At 61.7% G+C, this 22226-nt stretch carries 19 protein-coding genes and 1 tRNA gene; 8 read left to right on the top strand and 12 right to left on the bottom strand.

Annotation, left to right across the window (positions count from 1 at the left end; genetic code table 11):
- Positions 1-58 precede the first annotated feature (58 nt).
- From IEX16_RS12610 to IEX16_RS12600, 3 genes are all read left to right on the top strand, one after another.
- A complete protein-coding gene (locus IEX16_RS12610; protein ID WP_188708832.1) occupies positions 59-736 on the top strand; it encodes a response regulator in 678 nt (225 codons plus the stop codon).
- 18 nt (positions 737-754) lie between these two features.
- Positions 755-830, top strand: a tRNA-Phe gene (locus IEX16_RS12605).
- 79 nt (positions 831-909) lie between these two features.
- Positions 910-1839, top strand: coding sequence for a hypothetical protein (locus IEX16_RS12600; RefSeq protein ID WP_188708831.1), 930 nt, complete (start codon positions 910-912; stop codon positions 1837-1839).
- Here IEX16_RS12600 and IEX16_RS12595 read toward each other — a convergent pair.
- The 8 genes from IEX16_RS12595 to IEX16_RS12560 all read right to left on the bottom strand — a co-directional run bounded on the left by IEX16_RS12595 (position 1832) and on the right by IEX16_RS12560 (position 9069).
- Positions 1832-2704: a tyrosine-type recombinase/integrase gene (locus IEX16_RS12595; RefSeq protein WP_229676323.1), complete on the bottom strand. Its 873-nt coding sequence runs from the start codon at positions 2702-2704 to the stop codon at positions 1832-1834. The two genes, IEX16_RS12600 and IEX16_RS12595, sit on opposite strands and share 8 nt — an antisense overlap.
- A gap of 336 nt (positions 2705-3040) precedes the next feature.
- Positions 3041-4345, bottom strand: coding sequence for a four-carbon acid sugar kinase family protein (locus IEX16_RS12590; protein ID WP_188708830.1), 1305 nt, complete (start codon positions 4343-4345; stop codon positions 3041-3043).
- Complete coding sequence (locus IEX16_RS12585; protein ID WP_188708829.1) at positions 4342-5607, bottom strand: ribulose-bisphosphate carboxylase large subunit family protein; 1266 nt, start codon at positions 5605-5607, stop codon at positions 4342-4344. Before IEX16_RS12585 ends, IEX16_RS12590 begins: the two co-directional genes overlap by 4 nt.
- The gene (locus IEX16_RS12580; protein WP_188708828.1) at positions 5607-6149 is read right to left on the bottom strand and encodes a VOC family protein; all 543 of its coding nucleotides are present in this window, start codon (positions 6147-6149) and stop codon (positions 5607-5609) included. Before IEX16_RS12580 ends, IEX16_RS12585 begins: the two co-directional genes overlap by 1 nt.
- 16 nt (positions 6150-6165) lie before the next feature.
- The gene (locus IEX16_RS12575) at positions 6166-6960 is read right to left on the bottom strand and encodes a transporter substrate-binding domain-containing protein (RefSeq protein WP_188708827.1); all 795 of its coding nucleotides are present in this window, start codon (positions 6958-6960) and stop codon (positions 6166-6168) included.
- A 26-nt stretch (positions 6961-6986) separates the two neighbouring features.
- Positions 6987-7709, bottom strand: coding sequence for an amino acid ABC transporter ATP-binding protein (locus IEX16_RS12570; protein ID WP_188708826.1), 723 nt, complete (start codon positions 7707-7709; stop codon positions 6987-6989).
- On the bottom strand, positions 7706-8389 hold the full coding sequence (locus IEX16_RS12565; RefSeq protein WP_188708825.1) for an amino acid ABC transporter permease: 684 nt from the start codon (positions 8387-8389) through the stop codon (positions 7706-7708). The genes IEX16_RS12570 and IEX16_RS12565 overlap by 4 nt, the downstream gene beginning before the upstream one ends.
- The gene (locus IEX16_RS12560) at positions 8386-9069 is read right to left on the bottom strand and encodes an amino acid ABC transporter permease (protein WP_188708824.1); all 684 of its coding nucleotides are present in this window, start codon (positions 9067-9069) and stop codon (positions 8386-8388) included. Before IEX16_RS12560 ends, IEX16_RS12565 begins: the two co-directional genes overlap by 4 nt.
- Before the next feature lie 127 nt (positions 9070-9196).
- Here IEX16_RS12560 and IEX16_RS12555 point away from each other — a divergent pair, with 127 nt between their 5' ends.
- From IEX16_RS12555 to cuyB, 4 genes are all read left to right on the top strand, one after another.
- Positions 9197-10240 carry a LacI family DNA-binding transcriptional regulator gene (locus IEX16_RS12555; protein ID WP_188708823.1) on the top strand — a complete coding sequence of 348 codons (1044 nt, stop codon included), beginning with the start codon at positions 9197-9199 and terminating at the stop codon, positions 10238-10240.
- Positions 10241-11474: 1234 nt separating this feature from the next.
- A complete protein-coding gene (locus tag IEX16_RS12550; protein WP_229676322.1) occupies positions 11475-12797 on the top strand; it encodes an ABC transporter substrate-binding protein in 1323 nt (440 codons plus the stop codon).
- Positions 12798-12818: 21 nt separating this feature from the next.
- Complete coding sequence (locus IEX16_RS12545) at positions 12819-14096, top strand: dicarboxylate/amino acid:cation symporter (RefSeq protein WP_373288334.1); 1278 nt, start codon at positions 12819-12821, stop codon at positions 14094-14096.
- A 9-nt stretch (positions 14097-14105) separates the two neighbouring features.
- Positions 14106-14822, top strand: coding sequence for a cysteate racemase (cuyB, locus tag IEX16_RS12540; RefSeq protein ID WP_188708822.1), 717 nt, complete (start codon positions 14106-14108; stop codon positions 14820-14822).
- A gap of 27 nt (positions 14823-14849) precedes the next feature.
- Here the strand turns inward: cuyB and IEX16_RS20025 are convergent, their stop codons facing one another.
- From IEX16_RS20025 to IEX16_RS12525, 3 genes are all read right to left on the bottom strand, one after another.
- A complete protein-coding gene (locus tag IEX16_RS20025; RefSeq protein ID WP_229676326.1) occupies positions 14850-15392 on the bottom strand; it encodes a phospholipase A in 543 nt (180 codons plus the stop codon).
- A gap of 422 nt (positions 15393-15814) precedes the next feature.
- Entirely contained in the window at positions 15815-16333 is a 519-nt protein-coding gene (locus IEX16_RS12530; protein ID WP_188708821.1) for a hypothetical protein, read from the bottom strand.
- Between the two features lie 13 nt (positions 16334-16346).
- Positions 16347-18482, bottom strand: a complete 2136-nt coding sequence (locus tag IEX16_RS12525; RefSeq protein WP_188708820.1) for an ATP-dependent helicase — start codon at positions 18480-18482, stop codon at positions 16347-16349.
- A 127-nt stretch (positions 18483-18609) separates the two neighbouring features.
- Here IEX16_RS12525 and IEX16_RS12520 point away from each other — a divergent pair, with 127 nt between their 5' ends.
- Positions 18610-19563: an AEC family transporter gene (locus IEX16_RS12520; RefSeq protein ID WP_188708819.1), complete on the top strand. Its 954-nt coding sequence runs from the start codon at positions 18610-18612 to the stop codon at positions 19561-19563.
- A 121-nt stretch (positions 19564-19684) separates the two neighbouring features.
- On the opposite strand, the gene priA is transcribed toward IEX16_RS12520, so the two are convergent.
- Positions 19685-21919 (bottom strand): replication restart helicase PriA, encoded by a 2235-nt coding sequence (priA, locus tag IEX16_RS12515; RefSeq protein ID WP_188708818.1) that lies wholly within the window; start codon positions 21917-21919, stop codon positions 19685-19687.
- Positions 21920-22226 lie beyond the last annotated feature (307 nt).

Raw genomic sequence — 22226 nt, 5'->3', positions numbered from 1 at the left:
GCAGAGCGGAAGCGCTGCCGCAAGATCGATAACTGCTGGTTAGGGATAGCGATTCATCATGGCAAATATTCTGGTGGTTGACGACGAATTGGGCATACGCGATCTGCTGTCGGAAATTCTCAACGACGAAGGCCATCAGGTCGAACTTGCAGAAAATGCGGCCCAGGCCCGCGCTGCCCGCAACCGCGCCCGTCCCGATCTGGTGCTGCTGGACATCTGGATGCCTGATACCGACGGCGTTACCTTGCTCAAGGAGTGGTCCTCCAGCGGCCTCTTGACGATGCCGGTCATCATGATGAGCGGCCACGCCACCATTGACACAGCTGTGGAAGCCACCAAGATCGGCGCGATGGCCTTCCTCGAAAAACCCATCACCCTGCAAAAACTGCTCAAGGCGGTGGAGCAGGGACTGGTCAAATCAGCGGGACGCAAACCACTGGCACCGCCAACCACCCTGCTGCATGCGCCGGACCTGACCGTAGAAGTCGCCATGACCGGCGGTATCGCCGCCGCTGTGGTCGAACTGGGCCCGCAGGCGACGCAGAGCTTTCTGCTCGAAAAACCGCTGCGTGATGCACGTGATGAATTTGAAAAAGCCTACTTTGAATTCCACCTCGCCAAGGAAGGTGGCTCCATGACGCGCGTGGCTGAAAAGACCGGCCTGGAGCGCACCCACCTGTACCGCAAGCTCAAGCAACTGGGCGTGGACCTGACCCGGGGCAAGCGCGCAGCCTGATATATAATCTTAGGCTCAGGCCCGGTAGCTCAGTCGGTAGAGCAGAGGATTGAAAATCCTTGTGTCGGTGGTTCGATTCCGCCCCAGGCCACCAGTATTCATGCGCCCCAGCGCCCTTTTCGGGTTCTGGGGCGTTTCTACAAACGTGGAACACTTTCTACAAAAGTGAGGCCGTGATGTCAGCGACTACGATAGGGCGCCGATATGAACGCCTGCTGTTCTGGGCCGGTCCCCTGGCCTTTATTAGTGTTCTGGTGATGTTCGTAGCATTGGCATCCGAAAAACAGGATGAACGACGCCAAGCAAGGTGCCTACGCTCCGGTGCGGAAGTGGTTGCACAAAATCTAAGCGGTTTGGAGCAAGCGCGCCAAGGAAAAAGTGTCGTCATAAATGGGAACGTTGCAGCCAGCTACTGGTCAGCGACCCGTTTTGCGATGATCCCTTGGGAAGTTAAAAATCCGGAATGCGAGCAGCATCCTCGGCGCTACGACATTGATGACAAAATCCCTGCTCCTCAACCCTTGCTTGAGGGTATTAAAAAACAGGCGGCGGCATTAGAAGCGAGGCCTCTGACTTTGTACGGCGTGGAGCTTCCAGAAAAGGCTACGCTTAGCCTAGTTGGTACGCCCATAAAAATGGACTTGTTGACCTTAGTCCGTGTGATGCAGGTGGCACTTGGCCCAATGCTTCTTCTATGGCTTGGAAGCCTATACAACACCCGACAAAGAGAGACGCTGTACATCGCAAGAATGACGGACGTAAGTTTCCTATATCCGCACTTGATAAATGTTTATCCAGTAATTTTGCGAGGCGACGCTGCGTGGGATACCCCTCGAAAGAAGAGCTGGACGAAGTACGTGTTCGAGTTTTTTGCCTTCCCTGCACTTTATGCGTTGCTTCGAATTGGCCTGCTGGCCGCATTTGTCGGGCCGCCCGTTGCCTTTTATTTGATAAGTGTCTACATGCTCAGCGGTGATGCCTACTCTCTTGTTTCCACGGTTATGGGCTTTGTAGTTGCCATATTCGCGCTGGGGAACGTGCTGTGTGAGGGCCTTCCTTGGCATGTGCGAAAGCGGTTTGTGGTGCCACGACGGTCTATCTGAGCGGTTTAACGCGAGCGCCGGTCCGAGTTTTCACGTAGTGCTCGGTCATCTCACAATTTTTATGCCCTAGCAGCATCTGCGAGTGTGCTAAATCCCCCGTGTCAGTTGCTGCCTTCGCTCGAATATCCCGAAACTGAAAATCCACCTTCGCGAGCGTGCGCGCTTTGTCAAAGCGTGAGCGCAAAGCGCACTGCGTCAGCGGCTGGCCGTTTTCATCCTGGATCAGATATGCGCTGATCGCCTGACGTGGACGCTCGTTAATTCTGGCGATGACGGCCGCCTGCTCGCCGGTGATTTCGACGCCCAGGCGCTGGCCCGTTTTGTTCTGGACGATCCAGAGAGCCCCGTCCCGGATATCTGTCCTTTTGAGTTTCAGCACGTCTGCGGGTCGCTGCCCGGTCAGTAGCGCCAAATCCATCGCGTCGATCACCGTGAAATGGGCTTGGGCCTTGACCTGGTCGAATTCCGCATCCGTGATGTACCTGGAGCGCCCGGTCTCCTTGAAGCCCTTAACCCCCTGGCAAGGGTTCTGGAGCGCTGTATAGCCCCATTCGCGGGCTTTGTTGAAGATGTGCGAGAGCAGGGCCTTCTCGCGGTTGGCGCGCACCTTGGCGGTTTGGCCGCGAATGTCCATGTACTCGCGGACGTGCATGGGTGCGATGGCGTCAATGGGCATTTGTGTAAAGAGCTTGAGGAGATTGGCTAGCTCCTTGTCGTTGTCTTTCCGGGTCTGGACGCTCTTAGTGGGGAATATCTCCCGGACGTAGCGACGGGCAACAACCGAAAACAGTTTGGTGGAGTCATCCTCGCGCACGCATTCCCGCTGTGCCCATAGCCGGAGCGCTTCGGCCCGGTCGCTGGACAACTTCGTCCATATCCGAGGCGTCAAGGCGGATGCTCTCGACTATCAAAGTACTGAGCAACTACCAATGGTGGTGCCTGAAATTAGGCGAGATCGTTAAAATTGTCACAAACAAGCCGCCTAAGCCATTGATGCCCTGCGTGCGAATGGTACTGCTCATGCCATTGCTTACGGATAGGGAATGGTGCAACAAAAAATGGGAGTTGCGCAATGCGCAAACCGGCTTGCGAATACACCATGGCCTCGGCTAGGCGCTGCGACAGGTTGACCAACAGATTGGAACTAGCCACTATTGCGGGTAGGCCCAAAAAATGCGCGGCGGCAGATAATGCGGTGTATTCAGGCAGTGCCGTGTACCAGTCGCTCAAACAGATCGGGCGTGCCCATCTGCCCGCCCTTCAGCGCAATTTCGGTTCCGTCCAGTGTCGGGTTGTCGCTGTGCAACCTGCACAGCGACACACCGGGCGCGAGCGCCTCCAGGTAGGATAGCCCCCAGGCGTCAAGCGCCTGGACGGCATGGCTGGAGGTGTCTCCGCCGGCCACGCCCACGCGCGCCAGAGGCGCGGCGTTCAAGACCTGGGCCAGCAGGGCGCCTCCCGCCAGAGCCAGGGCCTGCGCATCGATTGATCGCTGCACAACCTGCCCCGGCGCAACCGTGCAAGCCAGCACGTGCCGGCCATCGCGTAGTAACGCTGCAATGCGCTGGGCGCCGTCAACAAGGTAGTCAGGCGTGGTGATCAGCGCCTCTGGGTTCAGCCAGACGGTTTCGAATGAAGTCGCATTGCGCACTTGCTCGGCAGTGACCGGCGATAGACTGCCGGCCAGCACCAACACGGGGCCGCACGCCGGGATGACAGGAGCTGACGTTCGGGCGACCCGGGCGGGCGCGATGCAAGGTGCCAGCGCCTGCACCACACCACTGGCGCCAGCTACGAGGAGGGGCGCGCAGGTAGCCTCACGCCAAAGCAGCACTCCGATTTGCTCGAGGTCGGTGTTGTCCGCCACGTCGAACAATACGGCGTCTCGTCCGGTTTGGACGAGCGCCTGCCACCGTGCCTGAAGCGCCTCGGGAGGGCCGCGCAGGGTAGTGAGGGGGACCAGCGCAAGCCGCTCGAGCCCCTGCAGGGCCAAGTGGCGGCGCAGGTCGGCCTCGCCCATTGGCGTAACCGGGTGGCGGGCCATAGTGGGATGACGGTCGATGCGGTGCACTTCGCCGGCGCTTCCTGCGCGAGCGAAGAGGTTTCCGAACACGCAGTAACGGCCAAGATCGGGCTGTCCGCCGACGATGGCGGTGCGCGCACCCGGAAGCGCTGCGCTGAGGATCTGCAGCGCCAGGCCGACGCTGCCTACGTCCGGCGCGCTGTCGAATGTCGAGCAAAGCTTGTAATGAAGCACGCGGGCGCCAAGTTTGTGAAACAGCGGCACGACGGGTGCTAGTTCGGTGCGCATGGCGTCAGGCCCCATTGAGCGAGCCGCGCCGGCCAGGCCCACGCAGTCCAGGGGGCCAGCCGCGATCAGTTGGGCGTCAGTCGGCATCCGAAGGAAGAGCAGGGCGCGCAGGCCAGCGCGCGCGGCCGTGCCCAGCGTGTCGGTGGCGCCCGTGAAGTCGTCGCCATACCAGAGCAGGGCGGGTGAAGTTGTCACGTCGTGCCGAAGAATGCCAGGGCCTGAGCCAATTCGGGAGCCTGACGTGCAGCCTCATGCACTGGCACGCCGTCCCGTGCTGCGGCCCAGGCCTGCCGAATGCTGGCCACGCCCGCAGCCGCACCGCCTGGGTGCGCCAGAATCCCTCCGCCCGACATGAACAGCAAGTCGTCGCGGCCTACGGCGGCCCAGGTCGGTGCCACGGTGCCAGCCCATTGCCCTGACGAAAACGCGGGCATCACTGCATCGTCCAGCCCTTCAGCCAGTGGCGCGTAGCAGTCGTGCGCCGAGCTGATGACTTCAGCGTCTGCCTGGGCGAATTTGCCGGCGAGCCCGTGCACGTGCATGTGGTCCACGCCGGCCAGGCGCCACATCACCTGGTAGGCCTGGTAAGAGATACCCAGCAGCGGATGGCGCGACAGTGCGCCAAAGCCGTTGCGGTGCCCGTGCAGCGCCAGCGGCGTGTGCCTGCGCAGCGCCTGGATGGCAGAGAAGCCGCACCAGTTCAGGCTGGCCATGACGCAACTGCCGCCTTCGCGCTGCACCAGATCGGCGTGGCGCCGCATGGCGTCCACCTCGTCGGTGATGTTGAAGGCCACCATGACCAGTTTGCCGGTGCGCTGCTGGTGATCGCGCACGACGGCCATGACGGCCGGCACGCGCGCGGCCAGTGGTGCGTGGTCCGGGTTGGCGCAGACCTCGTCGTCCTTGATGAAGTCGACGCTGGCCGCGCAGAGGCGCGCCACGAGTTCAGCCGTCTGCGCGGCGGAGAAACCGACGTTGGGTTTGATGATGGTGCCGACCAGGGCGCCGTGCGCCACGCCGGTGGACACGCGCGTGCCGGCGATGCCCACGCGCGGCAGCTCGAAGCGGCGGCGATAGGCAAGCGGCACGGACATCGTGTCCAGCCGCATGCCGGTGCTCTCGCCGAGGTCGTACAGGTTGCCGGCCACGGTCGCGGCCAGCGTGGGCAGGTTGGCACCGATGTTGGCAACCGGGAACGACAGGTGTACACGTGCCCGCCGCCAGGGACCGAGCGTGCGTTGGCGTTCCAGCAGCGCGTTCGGCAGGCTGGGTGCGTCAGCGCTTTCCAGTTCATCGATGCGCTCCACCGTTGCCCGTGCGCGGGCGCGCAGTGCGTCAGTCTCGCCTTCTACGCGCTTGAAGGTGCCGCAGGATTGCTCGCCGGCCATGACCTCGGCCACGGCGGCCGGCTCCAGCGGCGTCTCGATCAGGTAACTCGCATGGATGCGGTCGCTCATCAAAGTTTGCCCAGGTCCGGGAACGGTCGCACAGGGTCGGTCATGCCGTCCCAACCCTCGGAGGCTTCACGGATCAGGTCGAACATTTTGCCCTTCGGCCCCGCGACCTCCGACAACTCGATCACCGTGCCTGGATGGAACTCGGTGTCAAAGTACACGAAGCGCCCGCGCTCGCCGACCTCACCGCTCATGACGGACTTGAAGCCCTCCGCTGTGAGCCTTGCCAGGTCGGCGTCGTAGTCGCTGGTCCAGTACGCCACGTGCTGCAGCCCCGTGCGGCCAGCCTGCAGAAAATCGCGGTACATCGACGGTACGTCGTTGCGCGTCTGGATCAACTCGACCTGCACGTAGCCCGAGTTAGCCAGCGCGACCGAGTTGTGCGGCTGGTGCGCCTCGCCGCGGTACTGGTAGTTGACGATGGGAACGCGCGGGTTGTAGAACCACGGCCCCACGCCCAGCGTGCGGCTCCAGTAATCCATGGCGGCTTCAATGTCGTTGACCACGTAGCCCAGCTGCCGGATGGCTCCGAAATGACGGCTCATGAATTTTTCCTTGTGCTTATTTGGCGCCGTTGACGATCTCTGCAGGGATCGGCACGCCGGCAAACTTCACATGGATGTCGTTGAGCTTGCCGTTGGCCAGGTTGGTCCTGATCCATCCGTTCACCGCGTTCATAAGTTCTGGCTGGTTCTTGCGCATGGCCACGCCCAGCTGGTAGGACTGCAGCACGAACTTCACCTCGAATTGACGCTCCGGGTTGCGCTTGGCGATCGCCGAGATGATCGGCGGCGTGATGGCAACGATGTCGGCCTGTCCAGTCGCTGCAGCCGTGATGGAGGCAGCCTCGTCGTCGAAGCGCACCACCTTAGCCTGCGGCGCGCGTTCGCTGACCAGCTTGTCCTGCGGCCCGCCTCGCGTGACCGCAACGGTCTTGCCTGCCAGATCTTCGATGCTGGCGATCTTCAGGCTCTTGGGAGCGCCAACGGCCGCCTGGATGGCGCCATAAGGAATGGAGAAGTCCACCGCCTTTTGGCGCTCGGGTGTGATCGACAGCGACGAGATGATCAGGTCGACCTTGTTCGACAGCAGGTTCGGAATGCGCGCCGAGTTTGTGGTGTTCACAATCTCCAGCGGGATGCCCAAGTCTTTCGCCATCAGCCGTGCGGCCTCTACGTCCGAGCCCGTCGGCTGCATTTTGTCGTCTACGAAACCGTAGAACGGCGCGCCGAAATCGATGCCTACACGCAGCTTTCCAGCCGATTTGATCTCGGCCAGGTCGGCCAGGGCGGGCAGGCACAGCGTGCCAATTGCAGCCGCAAGCAAGCCGCGGCGAAGGATGCGAGGAAGGGTCATGGTGGTCTCCGGTTAGTGGGTCAAAGTTAATGGGACAAAAATTCGCGCAGCTCGGCCGTTTGTGGGGCCTGCAGCATGCTGCCGGGACCGGTCTCCCAGACGCGGCCCTCATGCATGTAGATCACGGTGTCAGCCAGGCGCGCCGCAAAATCCATCTCGTGCGTGACCAGCACCATGGTCATTCCGCCCTCAGCCAGTGCCTCGATCACGCGCAGCACCTCGCCGGTGAGCTGGGGGTCAAGCGCCGAGGTCACCTCGTCAAACAGCATGACCTGCGGCTCCATGGCCAACGATCGAGCGATCGCCACTCGCTGCTGCTGGCCGCCGGAGAGTTGTTCGGGGTAAGCCTGGGCTTTTTCCAGCAGGCCCACCTGGCGCAGCGTGCGCTCGGCAATCACGCGCGCCTGGCCTGTGGGCTGGCCCTTCACGGCCTTGAGCGCGAGCGTCACGTTCTGCTCGACCGTCAGGTGCGGGAACAGGTTATAGCTTTGGAACACGATGCCCACATCCTTGCGCAGCGAGCGAATGTCCAGGCCCGGGTCGTGCACCGCATGGCCGCAAACGTGGATGGTTCCGCTGTCAATGATTTCCAGCCGATCAATGCAGCGCAAGGCCGTGCTCTTGCCCGAGCCGCTTTTACCGATGATCGCAACCACCTCACCCTTGGGGATGGCAAAGGACACCCCCTTGAGCACCTGGTTGCTGCCGAAGCGCTTGTGCACGTCCTTGAGTTCGACAACAGGTTTCATGGAAGAATTGGGCTTTCGCTAAAGGGTCGGTTGTCGAATTGCAGCCGTTGCTCCAGCCTGCGGCTCCAGACCGACAGCGGATAGCACAGCGCAAAGTAGAAGATCGCAATCAACAGATAGACCTGGAACGGCAGGAAGATAGAGTTATTGATCATTTGGCCTGTGCGCACCAGCTCCACGAAGCCGACAATGGAGGCCAGCGACGTGTTCTTCACGATTTGCACCATGAAGCCGACGGTGGGCGGTGTTGCGATGCGCACGGCCTGCGGCAGGATCACCAGCCGCATGCGCTGGGCGCGCGACAGGGCCAGGCACTCGGCCGCCTCCCACTGCGTGCGCGGCACGGCCTCAATGCAGCCGCGCCAGATCTCGCCCAGGTATGCGCTGACGTAGACCACCATCGCGATGCCGGCGGCCACCAGCGCCGGTAGTTCCAGCCCGAAGATCGACAGGCCAAAGTAGCAGACGAACAGCACCACCAGCAGGGGCGTGCCCTGGATCAGCTGGATCCAGGCGATTGCGATCCAGCGTACCAGAGGGTTTGGACTGATGCGGCAAAGTGCCACGATGCCGCCAGCCACACCGCCGCCGAGGAAGGCGATCAGGGAAAGGCAAACCGTCCACAGGGCGCCAATCGCCAGGTACTGCACATGCAAGAAGCTCAGGCCACCGCCGGTCATCGTGGCGCCCCCAGCTTACGCCTGCGCGTGAAGGCCACTTGCCCGAACAGCCACAGCCCGATACGCATCAGCAACGACAGAAGAAGATAGGCTCCTGCCACCAGGATGTAGGCCTCGAACGGTCGGAACGTTTCGGACTGCACGCGCGCAGCTGCGGCCGTGAGTTCTTCGACCGAGATCTGAGAGGTGATTGACGTGGCCAGCATCAGCAGCACGAACTGGCTGGTCAGGGCTGGGTAGACTTTCTCCATTGCTGGCCGCAGGATGACGTGCCAGTACACCTGCCGGCGCGTGAGGCCTAGGCATTCAGCAGCCTCGATCTGTCCTTTGTGGATGGAGTCCATCCCGGCCCGCATGATCTCGCACGAATAGGCGGCCACATTAATGATCAGTGACACAAGCGCGGCGGCGAAGGCCGACACCTTCCACCCCAGGCTGGCCAAACCGAAGAACACCAGGAACACCTGTACCAGCAGCGGCGTGTTGCGTATGACCTCCACATAGGCGCCGCAGGCCTTGCGCAGCCAATTCGCAGGGCTGCGCCGGCCCATGGCCAACAGCGTACCGAGCCCGAAGCCGACTACCGTGGCTGGAAACGAGAGCTGCACCGTCAACCAGGCGCCCGCCAGGAAAAGCGGCCACGCCTGCAACACTGCAGTGAAGTCAAACTCGTAGCCCACCTTGTCTCCGGTATTGCCGCTTGTTGCGGCTATTTGTTGATTGAATCTGATGCTTTGAGGCGCCAGTCACGAGTGATAATATCCGCCATGATCTCCTGCTGCCACCCTCATTACTTGATGTAATTTGATGGAACCCGGCAAGTCTCCCCGTATCCCGGACATTGCCCGGCTCGCCGGTGTATCCACGGCCACGGTAGATCGTGTGCTGAATCAGCGTGCCGGCGTGCGCGTCGGCACGCAGCAGCGAGTGCTGCGCGCGGCGGCGGAGTTGGGCTTTGCAGAGTTGCCGGTTCTGCATGCGATGGCGGCTCCCGTGGTGCCGCGACCCATGCAGTTGAGCTTTCTGCTACCAGCCGGCAACAACCGCTTTATCCGCATGCTGGGCGACATGGTTGGTTACTCACAGGAGCACTGGACGCCATTCAACGTGCGCTGCCGTACCGAGTTCATCGACAGCTTCGACCCGCAGGCGCTTGCTGCCGCATTGCGTCGCCACGGCAAGCGTGCCGACGGCATTGCGCTGATGGCGCTTGAGCACCCCGCTGTGCGTGAGGCCGTGCAAGAACTCGTGGCCGCTGGCGTGCCAGTGGTCACGCTGATCTCTGACCTGTCAAACTCGCCGCGCACTGCTTATCTCGGCCTTGATAACCGCGCCGCAGGGCGCACCGCTGGCTACCTGATCGGACGCTTCATTGGCCAGCGCACAGCCAAGGTCGCGCTGATTGCCGGCAGCCGAAGTTACCGCGCGCACGAGGAGCGCGAAGCCGGTTTCTTGCACGTGCTTGCCGAGTTGTTTGGCCAGCTCGAGGTCGTAGGCTTGCGCGAAGGGCACGATGATTCTGAGCAGAACTTCGCGCAGACCGCCTCTTTGCTAAAGCAGCACCCGAACCTCGCTGGCATTTACAACATCGGAGGTGCCTCTGATGGCGTCGCGCGCGCGCTGAAGACTGCGGGCCGCGACCAGAAGGTCGTGCTGATCGGCCACGGGCTCACGCCTGACACGCGCGCGCTGCTCATCGACGGCAGCATGGACGCGGTTATTACACAGAGCCCTCAGGCCGCACTGGCCAGTGCGGTACGCATTTTTGTGAACGTACGCGAAGGCCGACCTCCACTCGCCGGCGTGGAGAGCACGCGCAGCCAGGTGATATTTCGAGAAAATCTACCTTGACTTGGTCGAGGCAGCCGCAGTGTGAAGAGATAGGGGTCATGGCTCCTTTTGCCGAAAGCAGCACTTGGACGTGCAGCGGCATGCGCTACGCGCTGAGGCTCGCGCATGAGGTGTGACATAGTCAATCAAGGCCTTCAGCTCCGTCAACTGGTGCCCGGGCCTGCTTTCGCCGGCACATCTATCACGCAGCGGCCTGAACTGGGACACGGTTGATCTAAGCGTTGAAGCGGAGAGAGCGCTTGGGCAGCTCGCCGAAAACGATGCGTCGCGTCGGGTGCGGATCAAGGTCGAGTCCGACCTAATTTTTGCGCAATGTGAAATCGTTCGGGTGTGAATGCGGGGAGGGCGACTGTGGCGGTTGCAAAGGCGCCGGGTGCTGGGAGAAGCGGTGCGTGCCTGCCGAAGCATGGTTCGAGTCTGTCGAGGGCGGCCATGAGATCCATGAGCATTCGATCCGCTTTGCCGAAGGGGTGTACACATGCTACACGTCAGCGATGAAGATCTCCTGCGGAAAAGTCTTTCGGCGAAGCGTTCCGGCCGGTGCACGCGAGAATGATGCGAATGCCCTCTGTATCGGAGAGACAATCGGTCGCTGCCTCGGGGCTTGCGCGGGTACCTGCCCTAATTCAGATAGCTTGGTCGGGTATGTCGGTGGTTCGAAGCCAAGTTTGCCCGCCAACTGATAGTCAGTTTGGTGTACCCCAGCGTGTACCCTCGCGAAGATGGACAGTTGCGAGATTGAGGATTAATCTGGTCTGTGGCGGTTTTTTCGATTCCGCCCCAGGCCACCAGATGCCCAAGCCCTTGATTCTTAACGGATTCAGGGGCTTTTTGATTGGGGCGACGGTTTGCTCGTTGACCTCATACCGTCGGTGAGAGTACTTTTTGCTGTGCTGTAATTTCCGGCCGTCTCTCGCGGTCGTCCACGAAGTTTAAATAAAATTGGACTTCCGCCCGAGTCTGATGGGCTTCTGCAGCTATCAAAAGCAGAGCATAGTCAATCCGTTAAACCGCCCTCCAGCACGGCCAGAATTCACCCATGTTCTGGTTGCGTTTCTTGGCGGATCACACGGTGGGCTCCTGGCTGACGACGTCAAATCGACTGGCTGCAGGCCGTCCGGCGCATGCTGGTCTCCGAAGGAGGCTTGGCGACGTGCCCGGCGCGCACCGGAGCCGCCAATTCACTGGGCTCGAAAAGATGGGCAACTAGGCCGCCTGGCCGGACGCGCTAAAAGTGACGGCAAAAAACAGTCTCGAGAGCGCCGCCATCGATGCGCAGTCGGTGAGTGCCACCTTGTTGAAGCTGACTGTGTGGCCTCAGGATGTCGGCGCCGGGCCCCGATTTGTACTTTTCCTGCTGGCCGCGGTGCCGAAATTTCAGAAAAGTAACAAATACAATACACTTTGCCGTCGTTCTGACCCATGTCGATTGCGGAGACTTCTGCTGATCCGCATGCTTTTGTTACCCGGTGCTGAAATCGGCAGGAGAGTTGTGTTGTTGCCAACCTGGGGTCGTGCCGGCTCCTGCGCCTGGTGCGATGCCTCTGGCTGCAACTGCTGCATGCCGGTTGCACCTCGGAAATGCCCTTTCTGCACGTGTCGCCGCAACATGAATCAGGATTTGATGATGTCGTACAAAAGGCAAGCGCAACAGCATTTGCATCGCCCTTTGAGCAATGGGTGGAAAATTTTTATCCTGGCGCTGGTCTGGGCTGCGTGCTTTGTACCGGCGCTGGCGGCTGGCCCACCGGCGCCAGTTGCAGCGAAAACGACAGACGCGCCAGTGCCGCCGTCAACGCTGGTGAAGGTCGCCGACGGCCGCTTTTTGGCCCCCGGCATTGCCCGCATCGTCAATCGGGGAGAGCTGGTAGTCGCCATGCTCGGCGTGGATACGCCCCCTTTCTTTTACATGAAAAATGGGGAGCTGGTTGGGCTGGAGGTTGACCTGGCCAAGGCAATTGCCAAGGAACTCAAAGTCAAGGTGAGGTTTGACCGCAGTGCGCGGACCTTCAATGAGGTGGTCGATATCGTGGCGAGGCAGGAGGCGGATCTGGGCATCAGCAAGTTGTCCCGGACACTGGCGCGTGCGCAGATGATCAGTTTCACCGATCCGTATATCCGTCTTAATCATGCCTTCATCCTGAACCGGGTGAAGTTCGCGGAACTGGCCAGGGACCGGCCCCTGCCCGTCGTCGTGCGTGAGTTCAAGGGTTCCATCGGCGTGATCGCGAAGTCCTCCTTTTCCGACTATGCCAGCAAAAATTTTCCGCTGTCCGAGCTCCGGGAATTTCCAACCTGGGATGCCGTACTGAAGGCGCTTGAAAAGGGCCAGATCATGGCGGCCTATCGGGATGAATTCGAGATCAAGCGGATATTGAAGAGCGATCCCACGGCCTCATTGACGCTGCGAACGGTCACCTTCAAGGATCTGGAAGATACGCTGGGCATTGCCGTTGGCATTCAGGACCCGACATTGCTGGCTTACGTCAACCAGTTTTTATCTGAGGGCTCGGAAAAATTGACCATCGACAAAGTGCTGAAGGCGCTGGACAAGTAGTCGACCAACCAAGGTGCCGTGATGATCAATCTGAAAAAACTTTATGCGTTTGCGCTCAACCCCTGGGTGGTGATCGCCAGCTTGGCGGCGGGCTTCCTGCTTGGCATGTACATGCCGGCCTTGGGACTCCGGCTCGGTTTTGTGGGTGACGTCTATGTGGACCTGCTCAAGATGATTGCCTTGCCGTTCATGGTGTCGGCAGTGATCTTCAGCCTGCAGCGGCTTTTTCGTGAAGGCGGTGCCGGTGGGTTGATGGCGCGCGTGGCCATCGTTTTCGCCGTGTTTTCCGTGGTGGTCGCATTGCTGGGTGCGCTGACCCTTCTGGTGATGAAGCCGGGAGAAAACCTGTCGACCGAAACCATGCAGACTTTCGGAAGGATTGTCGGCAACGATCTCAATTCCAGTGACACGATCATGAGCCTGCAGGGTGTCGATGCACCCGTCAAATCCGTCAATTTCACAGAGGTGCTGGTCAGCTTGGTTCCCTCCAATATTTTTGCGGCACTGGCCAATGGCGATACCTTGAAGGCGCTGGTCTTTGCCCTGCTGTTTGGGTTTGCAGTGGGACAAGTCCCCTCGCGCGTTTCCGACGGGCTGACGCAGTCGCTGGAAACCATTTACCACTCGTGTCAAACTCTGATGCGATGGCTGAACTATCCCTTGCCCATCATTCTTTTCTGCATGAGTGCGGCCCAGATGGCCAAGACCGGCCTCGGCCCCCTCCAGGCCATGGCCCAGTTCGTTCTTGCATTTTTTGTCGCGTCGATGCTGGCGCTGGTCATTGCCACCCTCATCATCTGGAAGCGGTCAAACTCGACCTTCGGCCAGACGCTGGATGCTTTGCGCGGGCCTTTTGCCCTTGCGCTGGCCACCCGAAGCAGCGCCACCTGCATGCCGATCATGATTGAGAGCCTGGCCGATCGCCTCGGATTCGCACGCTCGCGCGTCGAACTGATGGTGCCATTGAGCGTTTCCCTGCTGCGTATCGGGCCTGTCATCTACTATGTGGCCGCGACCGTGTTTGTGGCGCAACTCTACGGCAAGCCGCTGGGAATCACCGAACTGGCTGTGGTGCTTTCCGCGTCCATACTTGCCGGCTTTGCCTCTGCCGGCATGACAGGGTTGCTGACAGTTTCCCTGGTGGGACTGACCTGCAGCTACCTTGGACTGCCCTTCGAAGCGGCATTCATTCTGTTTCTCGCAGTAGATCCGATCTGCGACATGCTGCGAACTCTTGTTCTGGTGATTGGCAACAACGCAGCGGTGTCGCTGATTTGTCCTCGGCCCTTGAAAATCTAGGCGACATCCATGTCGCGCATCGGTGTATTTGGGGGAATGGGTCCATTGGCGACAGTCGACTTTCTGGACAAGCTCGTCAAACTCACGCCTGCTTCGCGCGATCAGGATCATTTGCCCGTGATCGTGGCCAGCCTGCCGCATGTCCACGACCGGTCCAGTGCCATCCTCGGCCATGGCCGGGACCCGCTGCCACAGTTGCTGGCGGGCATCGACACCCTCAACCGCGCCGATGTCGGCGTCATCGTCATTCCCTGTAACTCATCGCACCACTGGTTTGATCAAATGAGCCGGAGCAGCAGGGCACCTGTACTGCACATCGCCAGGTCGTGCGTTGCGGCGATTTCCTCGCCGGCTGGATCGCGCGTGGCCATCTTCGCCACGCGGGGCACGCTGGCATCAGGTTTTTACCAGCGCGAACTTGTCGGGCGTGGCATGGACTTCATGACCCCGGAGTCCGACGGTGCGCAAATCCAGGTGGACGCCTGTATTCGTGAAGTCAAGGCCGGGCGGACAGAGCTCGGGGCGGAGCATCTCACGCAGGCGTGCCAGCATCTTGTCCGGTGCGGTGTCACCACGCTCATCATGGGATGCACCGAGATTCCGATGGCCAGCCGATACGCTGACGTATCCGGCCTGGTGCTGATCGATAGCACGCTTGAACTGGCTCGAGCCAGCGTGGCTTTTGCCATGGCCCGAGGGTGGAACAGGACTGGATGGGATTCCTGATGCGTTTTACCCCTCGCCGCTGGCGCTCTACCAGTCCACCAGGCTAGGGCCCACGCTCAGCACGTTGCGGCGCCGGTTGTAGTCGACCAGGCTGTCGCCGTAGCCGCTGAACAACTGCACGTGGTAGCGCAGGGCCGCGCTGTCGGCGATGGCGGTGGAGGCTTTCATCCATTCCAGCTTGACCGAGCCGCGTGCGTCGGACTTGAGTGAATGGCGCACCGCATGCCGAGGCCGTGGACCTTGTTGATCTGTCAGAAACCGGGTGACCTCGGCCCGGCCAATGAAGTCGGAAATGCCCGGATTGTCGTCACTGCCGGAAGACTCGCGCAGGCGTTGCCAGATGCGCCCCTGCAGCGTCAGGCTGGCATCGTCGCCCAGATTTTTTTCGGTCACACCCACCAGGTAGACCCGGTTCCAGCTGCGCGACAGCGGCAGGCTCTGGCCATTCGACTGGTGGGTCGGGCCCAGGCCGCCCAAGCGGTATTTCCAGCCGCCCGGCAGGTCGATCATGTGCGGGTAAATGTAGACCACCTCGGGCTCATGATCGGTGGTCCGGAACGGGCGCGAGATGCTGTCGTTGAAAAACTGCCAGTAGCTTTGCTGCGTGTAACCGACCCATACCGAATCGCTGCCGGCATCGTCGCCTGAGGCAGACGTCAGCAGGCCCTTGGCGACCCTTGGTACGTACCGACAACTGCGGGCGGACCTCCGAGCGCTCGTAGGTGAAGGGCGTGGTCACGTTGTGGCCGGCCGCGGGGTGAGGACGGGTTGTTATTGATGCTGTCTGAAACCACACCCGCCACACTGATGGGGCGGTAGCCCCGGATGCCGAAGGTGTCGCAGTCGGTGCCGCGCTGAAGCTCCCAGAAGCGCGACAGTTTGGAATACTTGCTGTCCCGGCAACCGATGCGTTTGCCGTCCGGCGCCTACGGCGCCATGCCGGGAAGCGCCGCCTGCCCACATCAGCCCGCCGAGCAGGCCCCATGCTGCGGCTACCAGCCCGGCAGTTTTTCCAGTGTGAAGGGAACGTCCGGCGTATCCGGCGGCGCGTTGTCGCTGGTGTCTTTCCATGTGCCCATGAATTTTTTCCCGCATGATTCTTTAACCATTTCACCGTTCCAGGTGCCGGTGATGCTGATGCCGTTTGAAGATTCGTCGAGGGTGAGAAACCCGTTTTCCAGATCGCCCGCCAGTTGCGCGCGGGGAGCATGTCCCTCGACTCTCGCAGCACCCAGTTCCCGAGTGACGGAGCCTGCCACACTCTCGCTGAACTCCGCGTGTTTTTCCAGCCGCATGATGGCCGTTGCAGGCAAGCCCGCGGGCGCCGGGTTAAAGCGAACACGCCATTCGCCGTAAATATGTAGGGCGGACAGCTGTGTTGCCGTCAGACAAGTGCCAGATGCACGCGCAGCGCCTGCCTTTTTCGTATTATTCTGAGCTTCGACCCTTATGCAGAAAGCGCTCACAGCTATCAAAAAAAGAGCGAGTCGGAGGCTGTTGTGAAGTTTCATGGGGATTCCAGGGTCAGCCGGCGCTTCTTGCGGCCTCGGCCAGGTTGTTGGCTTCGGCGCTGTCGGCTGCGCGTTTGGCGAATTCGGCCCGCAGCGCCTTGATTTTTTCGCGTGGGTCCTCCTTCACCGTGGTTTGGTCCAGGCCCATCTCGGCAATGAAGCGGCTGGGCACGCCGGCCACGGTGTCGCGGCCTTTCTTGCGCCGGCGCAGCCAGTTCACCGCCAGCGTGCGTTGCGCCCGCGTGATGCCCACATACATCAGGCGGCGCTCTTCCTGAAGCCGCAGTGCGATGTTTTCGGTCTTGGCCACATCGCTGCCATCGTCGTCGTCGAGCTTGAAAGGCAGCAGCCCTTCGCAGCAGCCGGCCAGCACCACATGCGGCCACTCGAGGCCCTTGGCCGCATGCAGCGTGGACAGCGTCACCACGTTCTGCTCGCCCTCGCGTTCACTGATGGTCGACAGCAGCGCAATCGTCTGCACCACTTCGAGCATGGTTTTGGTTTCCGCTGCGATGACGGCGCCGCTGGTGTCGTCGATCTGCCCGCCGCAACGCTGCGCCATCCAGTCACAGAAATCCATCACATTGGTCCAGCGCGCTGCGGCGAGTTTTTCGCTCTCTTCGCTGTCGTGCAGGTGTTTTTCGTAAGCGATGTCCTTGAGCCAGTCGGTCAAAAAGATGCGGGCAGCCTCGGCGCCGACCGTGTGCCTGGCGCGGTATTCCAGCTCGTTCACATAACGGCCGAACTCATGCAGCGAAGCCACCGCCTTGGCCGGCAGGGCCGAACCCAGCGAATTGCTGAACAGCGACTCAAACAGACTCAATTTGTACTTGCTCGCGAACACCCCCAGCGCCCCCAGCGTGGTGTGGCCGATGCCGCGTTTGGGCGTGGTGACCGAGCGCATGAAGGCCGGGTCGTCATTGTTGTTGACCAGCAGCCGCAGCCAGCAGCACAGGTCCTTGATTTCAGCGCGGTCAAAAAAGCTCTGACCGCCCGAAACCTTGTACGGAATTTGCGCCTTGCGAAACGCCTTCTCGAACGGTTTGGCCATATGGTTGGCGCGGTACAGCACGCAGAAGTCTTTCCACTCCTTGTGCTGCTCGCCCGCCGCCTGGAGCTCGGCGCCGGCACGCAGGCTCTGAATGCGCGCCACCACGCGTTCGGCCTCGTGCTCCTCGCTGTCGCAGTCCACCACGCGCACCGGCTCGCCCTCGCCGAGTTCGCTGAACAGGGTTTTCGGAAACAGTTTGGGATTCGGCGCAATCACGTTGTTGGCTGCACGCAGGATGGCGCTGGTGGAGCGGTAGTTCTGCTCCAGTTTGATGACGCGCAGGGTGGGGTAATCCTCTGGCAGCCTTTTCAGGTTGTCCAGGGTTGCGCCGCGCCAGCCATAGATGGACTGATCATCGTCGCCCACGGCGGTGAAGCGCCCGCGCGCGCCGACCAGCAGCTTAAGCACCTCGTACTGGGTGGCGTTGGTGTCCTGGTATTCATCAACCAGCACATGGCCTAGGGCCTTCTGCCATTTGTCCCGCACCGCATCGTGCTCCTGCAGCAGCTTGAGCGGCAGGCTAATCAGGTCGTCAAAGTCCACGCTCTGGTAGGCCGTCAGGCGCTCTTCATACCGCGCCATGATGCGGGCGATCAGCCGATCTTCATCACCACTGGCCTGCACTTCGGCCTGGGCCGCGTTGAGCCCGCTGTTCTTCCAGGCGCTGATGGTCCACTGCCACTGGCGCGCTGTGGCTGCATCGGTGGTGCCCCCGGCGTCTTTGAGGATGCTGGTCACATCGTCGCTGTCCAGGATGGAGAACTGCTTTTTCAGCCCCAGGGCCTCGCCGTCCTGGCGCAACATGCGCACGCCCAGCGCGTGAAATGTGCAAATCACCACGCCCCGGGCGGGCGAGCCGATCAGTTTTTTGGCCCGCTCGCGCATCTCGGCAGCGGCCTTGTTGGTGAAGGTGATGGCGGCAATTTCCGTCGCAGGCAGTCCGGCCTTGATCAGCCGGCCTATCTTGTGCGTGATCACCCGCGTTTTGCCGGAGCCGGCGCCGGCCAGAACCAGGCAGGGGCCGTGCATGTAGTTGACGGCTTCCTGCTGGGCGAGGTTGAGTCCGGCGGCGGCTGATTCGGGAGAAGGTGAGGACATGCAGGCGAAAACGAGGAAACGTGAGCCCGGAGCGGCAGCGCGGGGTGACGCTGAAGGAAAACAGTCGGGCAGCGGGCATCATAGCCAGTCGGCCGCCTGCCAACTTTGCCGGCGACAATAGGGCCTTGTGCTAGGCATTCTTCTCATCACCTTCCCTTTCTTCGCGCTGGTCCTGTGCGGCTACCTGGCGGCACGCCGTGGCCTGTTGCCGCAGGCGGCGATCCCGGGGCTCAACACCTTTGTGCTGTATTTCGCACTGCCCTGCATGTTGTACCGCTTTGGCGCCAACACGCCGCTGGCGCAGTTGCTCGACGGCGGCGTGGTCGCCGTCTACCTGCTGTGCGCGCTGATCATGGTGGCGCTCACGATTGCCGTGACGCGCAACAAACGCATCGGCTGGAACGACGCCTCCTTCGGCGCGCTGGTCGCGGCCTTCCCGAACACCGGATTCATGGGTGTGCCACTGCTGGTGGCCTTGCTGGGTTCGCAGGCGGCCGGTCCGGCGATTGTGACCATCGTGGTGGATCTGCTGGTGACCAGTTCGCTGTGTATTGCGCTGTCACGGCTGGATTCGGCCGATGCCCACGGCGCCGAAGTGGCGGCCAAAAATGCACTCAGGGGCGTGGCGCTCAATCCCATGCCGTGGGCCATCGTGCTGGGCGCCGTCTCCTCGGGCCTGCAGCTTGCCCTGCCAGCGCCCGTGATGCAGACCGTCGCCCTGCTCGCCGATGCCGCGTCTCCGGTGGCGCTGTTTACCATCGGTGCGGTGCTGGCGCGCTCGCAGATGAACAGCGTGGAAACCATTGCGCTGAAGGACTATGTGCCGGTCGCGCTGATCAAGTTGTTGCTGCACCCGCTGTTGGTGGGCGGGGTCGGCCTGCTGGCGATCTACGCCGGCCTGTCGCTGGAGCCCTTTGCGCTGACGGTGATCGTGCTGGTGGCGGCACTGCCGAGTGCCAGCAATGTGTCGGTACTGGCCGAAAAATTTGGCGCGGACAACGGGCGGATAGCGCGCATTATTTTGCTGTCCACGGTGCTGGCGTTTTTCAGTTTTTCAGCTGCGGTGGCTCTTCTGACATGAAAGCAGGCAGGTAGAGAACTCTTCAATTCAAGCAGGGGCCGCGGATCTGGCTCTGCCAGTCCGCAGGCGCAGCGGCCCCCTCTGGGGGCAGGGAGCTACACGCCGTGAGCGACCGTGGGGGTCATATGGCCAGCGGATCCACGTCAATTGCCCAGCGGATCAGGCCCTTGAAGTCGCCCTCTTGCCTGGTCTGGTGCAGCAGCGGCTGCCAGGCCGCGAGGAAACGCTGCAGGGCCGCCCGTGACGAGCTTTCAACCAGCATCTGCGCGCGTTCGATGTTGGCCACGCGCTGTATCGTCATAGGCACCGCCGGGTAGGGCGTGACCGCTTCGGCGCCCGGCAGTTGCTGCGCCTGCGCCGTCTCGGCGGCGGCATTGAGGAAGCCCTGGGCCACCGCCTGCTCCCTGGCTTCTGCCCGAACCAGTGCTGAAAAGCCGAAGGGCGACATGCCGGCGGCTTCACGCTCCTTGAGTTCCTGGGCTGCAAAGGCCGGGTAGTCGTGCTTTTTCAAAGCACCAAACAGCGGGTGTTGCGGGTGGAAAGTCTGCACCCACATCTCGCTGGCTTCGCCGCGTTCGGCGTCGCGCCCGGCGCGGCCTGCGGCCTGCATCAAGAGGCCGAACAGCCGCTCGGGCGCGCGGAAGTCGCTGGAAAACAGCGCGCCGTCCGGGTTGATCGCGGCGACCAGCGTGATGTGGCGAAAGTCATGGCCCTTGGCAATCATCTGCGTGCCGACGAGAACATCGACCTCGCGGGCATGTACGCTGGCCAGCTGTGACTCGAGTGCGCCCTTGAGCCGGGTGGTGTCGGCGTCGATGCGCGCAATTCTCACCGAGTTATGCAGCGGGCTGCCGTCCGGCCGGGTGACCCCGACCAGCAATTCGGCGATGTGTTCCTCCAGCCGTTCCGTGCCCTTGCCCAGCGGCGCGATGTCGATGTTGCCGCAGCCCGGGCAGGCGCGCGGCACCCGTTCGGTGAAGCCGCAATGGTGGCAGCGCAGGGTGCGGTCCATTTTGTGGAAAACGCGGAAGGCGCTGCAATGAGGACACTCGCTTTTCCAGCCGCAATCGTGGCAGGCCAGCACCGGCGCATAACCACGCCGGTTCAGAAAGATCAGCGACTGCTCGCCACGCGCGATGCGCTGGGCGATGGCGTCCAGCAGTGGCGGCGCAATCGTGCAGTGTTTTGGCTGATGGTTCATGTCGACCAGCCGCACCGTGGGCAAGCTGCCGTGCAGGTCGGCTGCGCCAATACGCTCGCTCATGGTCAGGCGCTGGTAGCGTCCCGCCACCGTGGCCTGCCAGCTTTCGAGCGAAGGTGTGGCCGAGCCCAGCAGGACACGGCAGGACATAGCCCCCACGCTCCCCACTTCGTGTGGTTCGCTGCCCCCCGGGGGGGCGCTGCGCCTGCGGCCCGGCGGAGCCGGTTCCGCGGCCCCGGCTGAAAAAGAGGGCGCCGCGATACTGCTACTGCTGTTGGTCGAGCTCTCCAGCATGGCGCGATAAACCGCCAGGTCGCGCGCCGAGTACCGCGCGCCCTCCTGCTGCTTGTAGCTCGGGTCGTGTTCCTCATCAACAACGATCAGGCGGAGGTTCGGCAAGGACGCAAAAATTGCCATGCGGGTGCCCAGCACCAGCCGGGCCTGGCCGGCGTGGGCGGCCAGCCAGCTTTTGAGGCGCTGCGCCGGCGTGAGGCCGCTGTGCAGGGCCACCACCTGCGCCTTGCCGAGGTGGGCAAAACGCTCCTCGAACCGCGCCTGCAGTTGCGGCGTCAAGTTGATCTCCGGCACCATCACCAGCACCTGGGCGCTGGCGTCCTGCGCAAGCACGCTGGCGGCGGCGCGCAGGTAGACCTCGGTTTTCCCGCTGCCGGTCGCGCCGAACAGCAGGGCCGGCCGGGTATCGGCATCAAATTCGGCTATAGCCCTTTCCTGTTCTGGGCTCAGTGCTATCAAATCAGTAGTGTCCGGGGTGTCCGGTGCGGCTGCCACCGGGCGTTTGAGCCGGCGCGCGAGCTGTACAGTACTCAAGGCGCGCAACTGCGGTGGCAGCGCGGCCAGTGCGACCTCCCCAATCGAGCGCTGGTAATAACTGGCGGTAAATGCCACCAGCCGGCGCCAGGTGGCCGACAGCGGCGCCAGTCCGTCCAGCGCGCCCAACACCGCGCGGGCTTGCGCTGGCAGCAGGTCCCCGCTGTCCGGCAAGACCTCCCAGACCACGCCCAGCACCTCGCGTCTACCCAAAGGCACACGCACCAGCGTGCCCGGTGCGAGCGGCCACTCGCTCGCATAGGTCAGTGCCCCGGCCACACTGCTGTGGGCCGGCGTCGCAACCACAATGCTGAGCCAATAGGTCATGGGCGATGAAACTTAATACCGACGTAAAAATTCGTAAGTGCTGAGATACATGTTCGGAAGACGCCGTAAGTGCTTGATTTCAAACTACTTTGAAGGTGATCCAGTGTTTCTGTGGATAACTTTGTTGATAGATTGGCACGGCCCCTGCCCAGGCCTTGTAAATCAAGGCTTTTCTTAAATTGCCCGAAAAAAAAGCAATTTAAAGAAGTCATATAAATCAAGTACTTAGCGGCGCTATGGGTTTGATAGCGCAACCACCCCGGAAGTGGGATTCATGCGGCACCGCAGCACAAATTTTGTGAATAAG

This window comes from Polaromonas eurypsychrophila (genome assembly GCF_014641715.1).
Taxonomy (GTDB): domain Bacteria; phylum Pseudomonadota; class Gammaproteobacteria; order Burkholderiales; family Burkholderiaceae_C; genus Polaromonas; species Polaromonas eurypsychrophila.
This window is presented reverse-complemented; position numbering and strand designations above follow the sequence as displayed.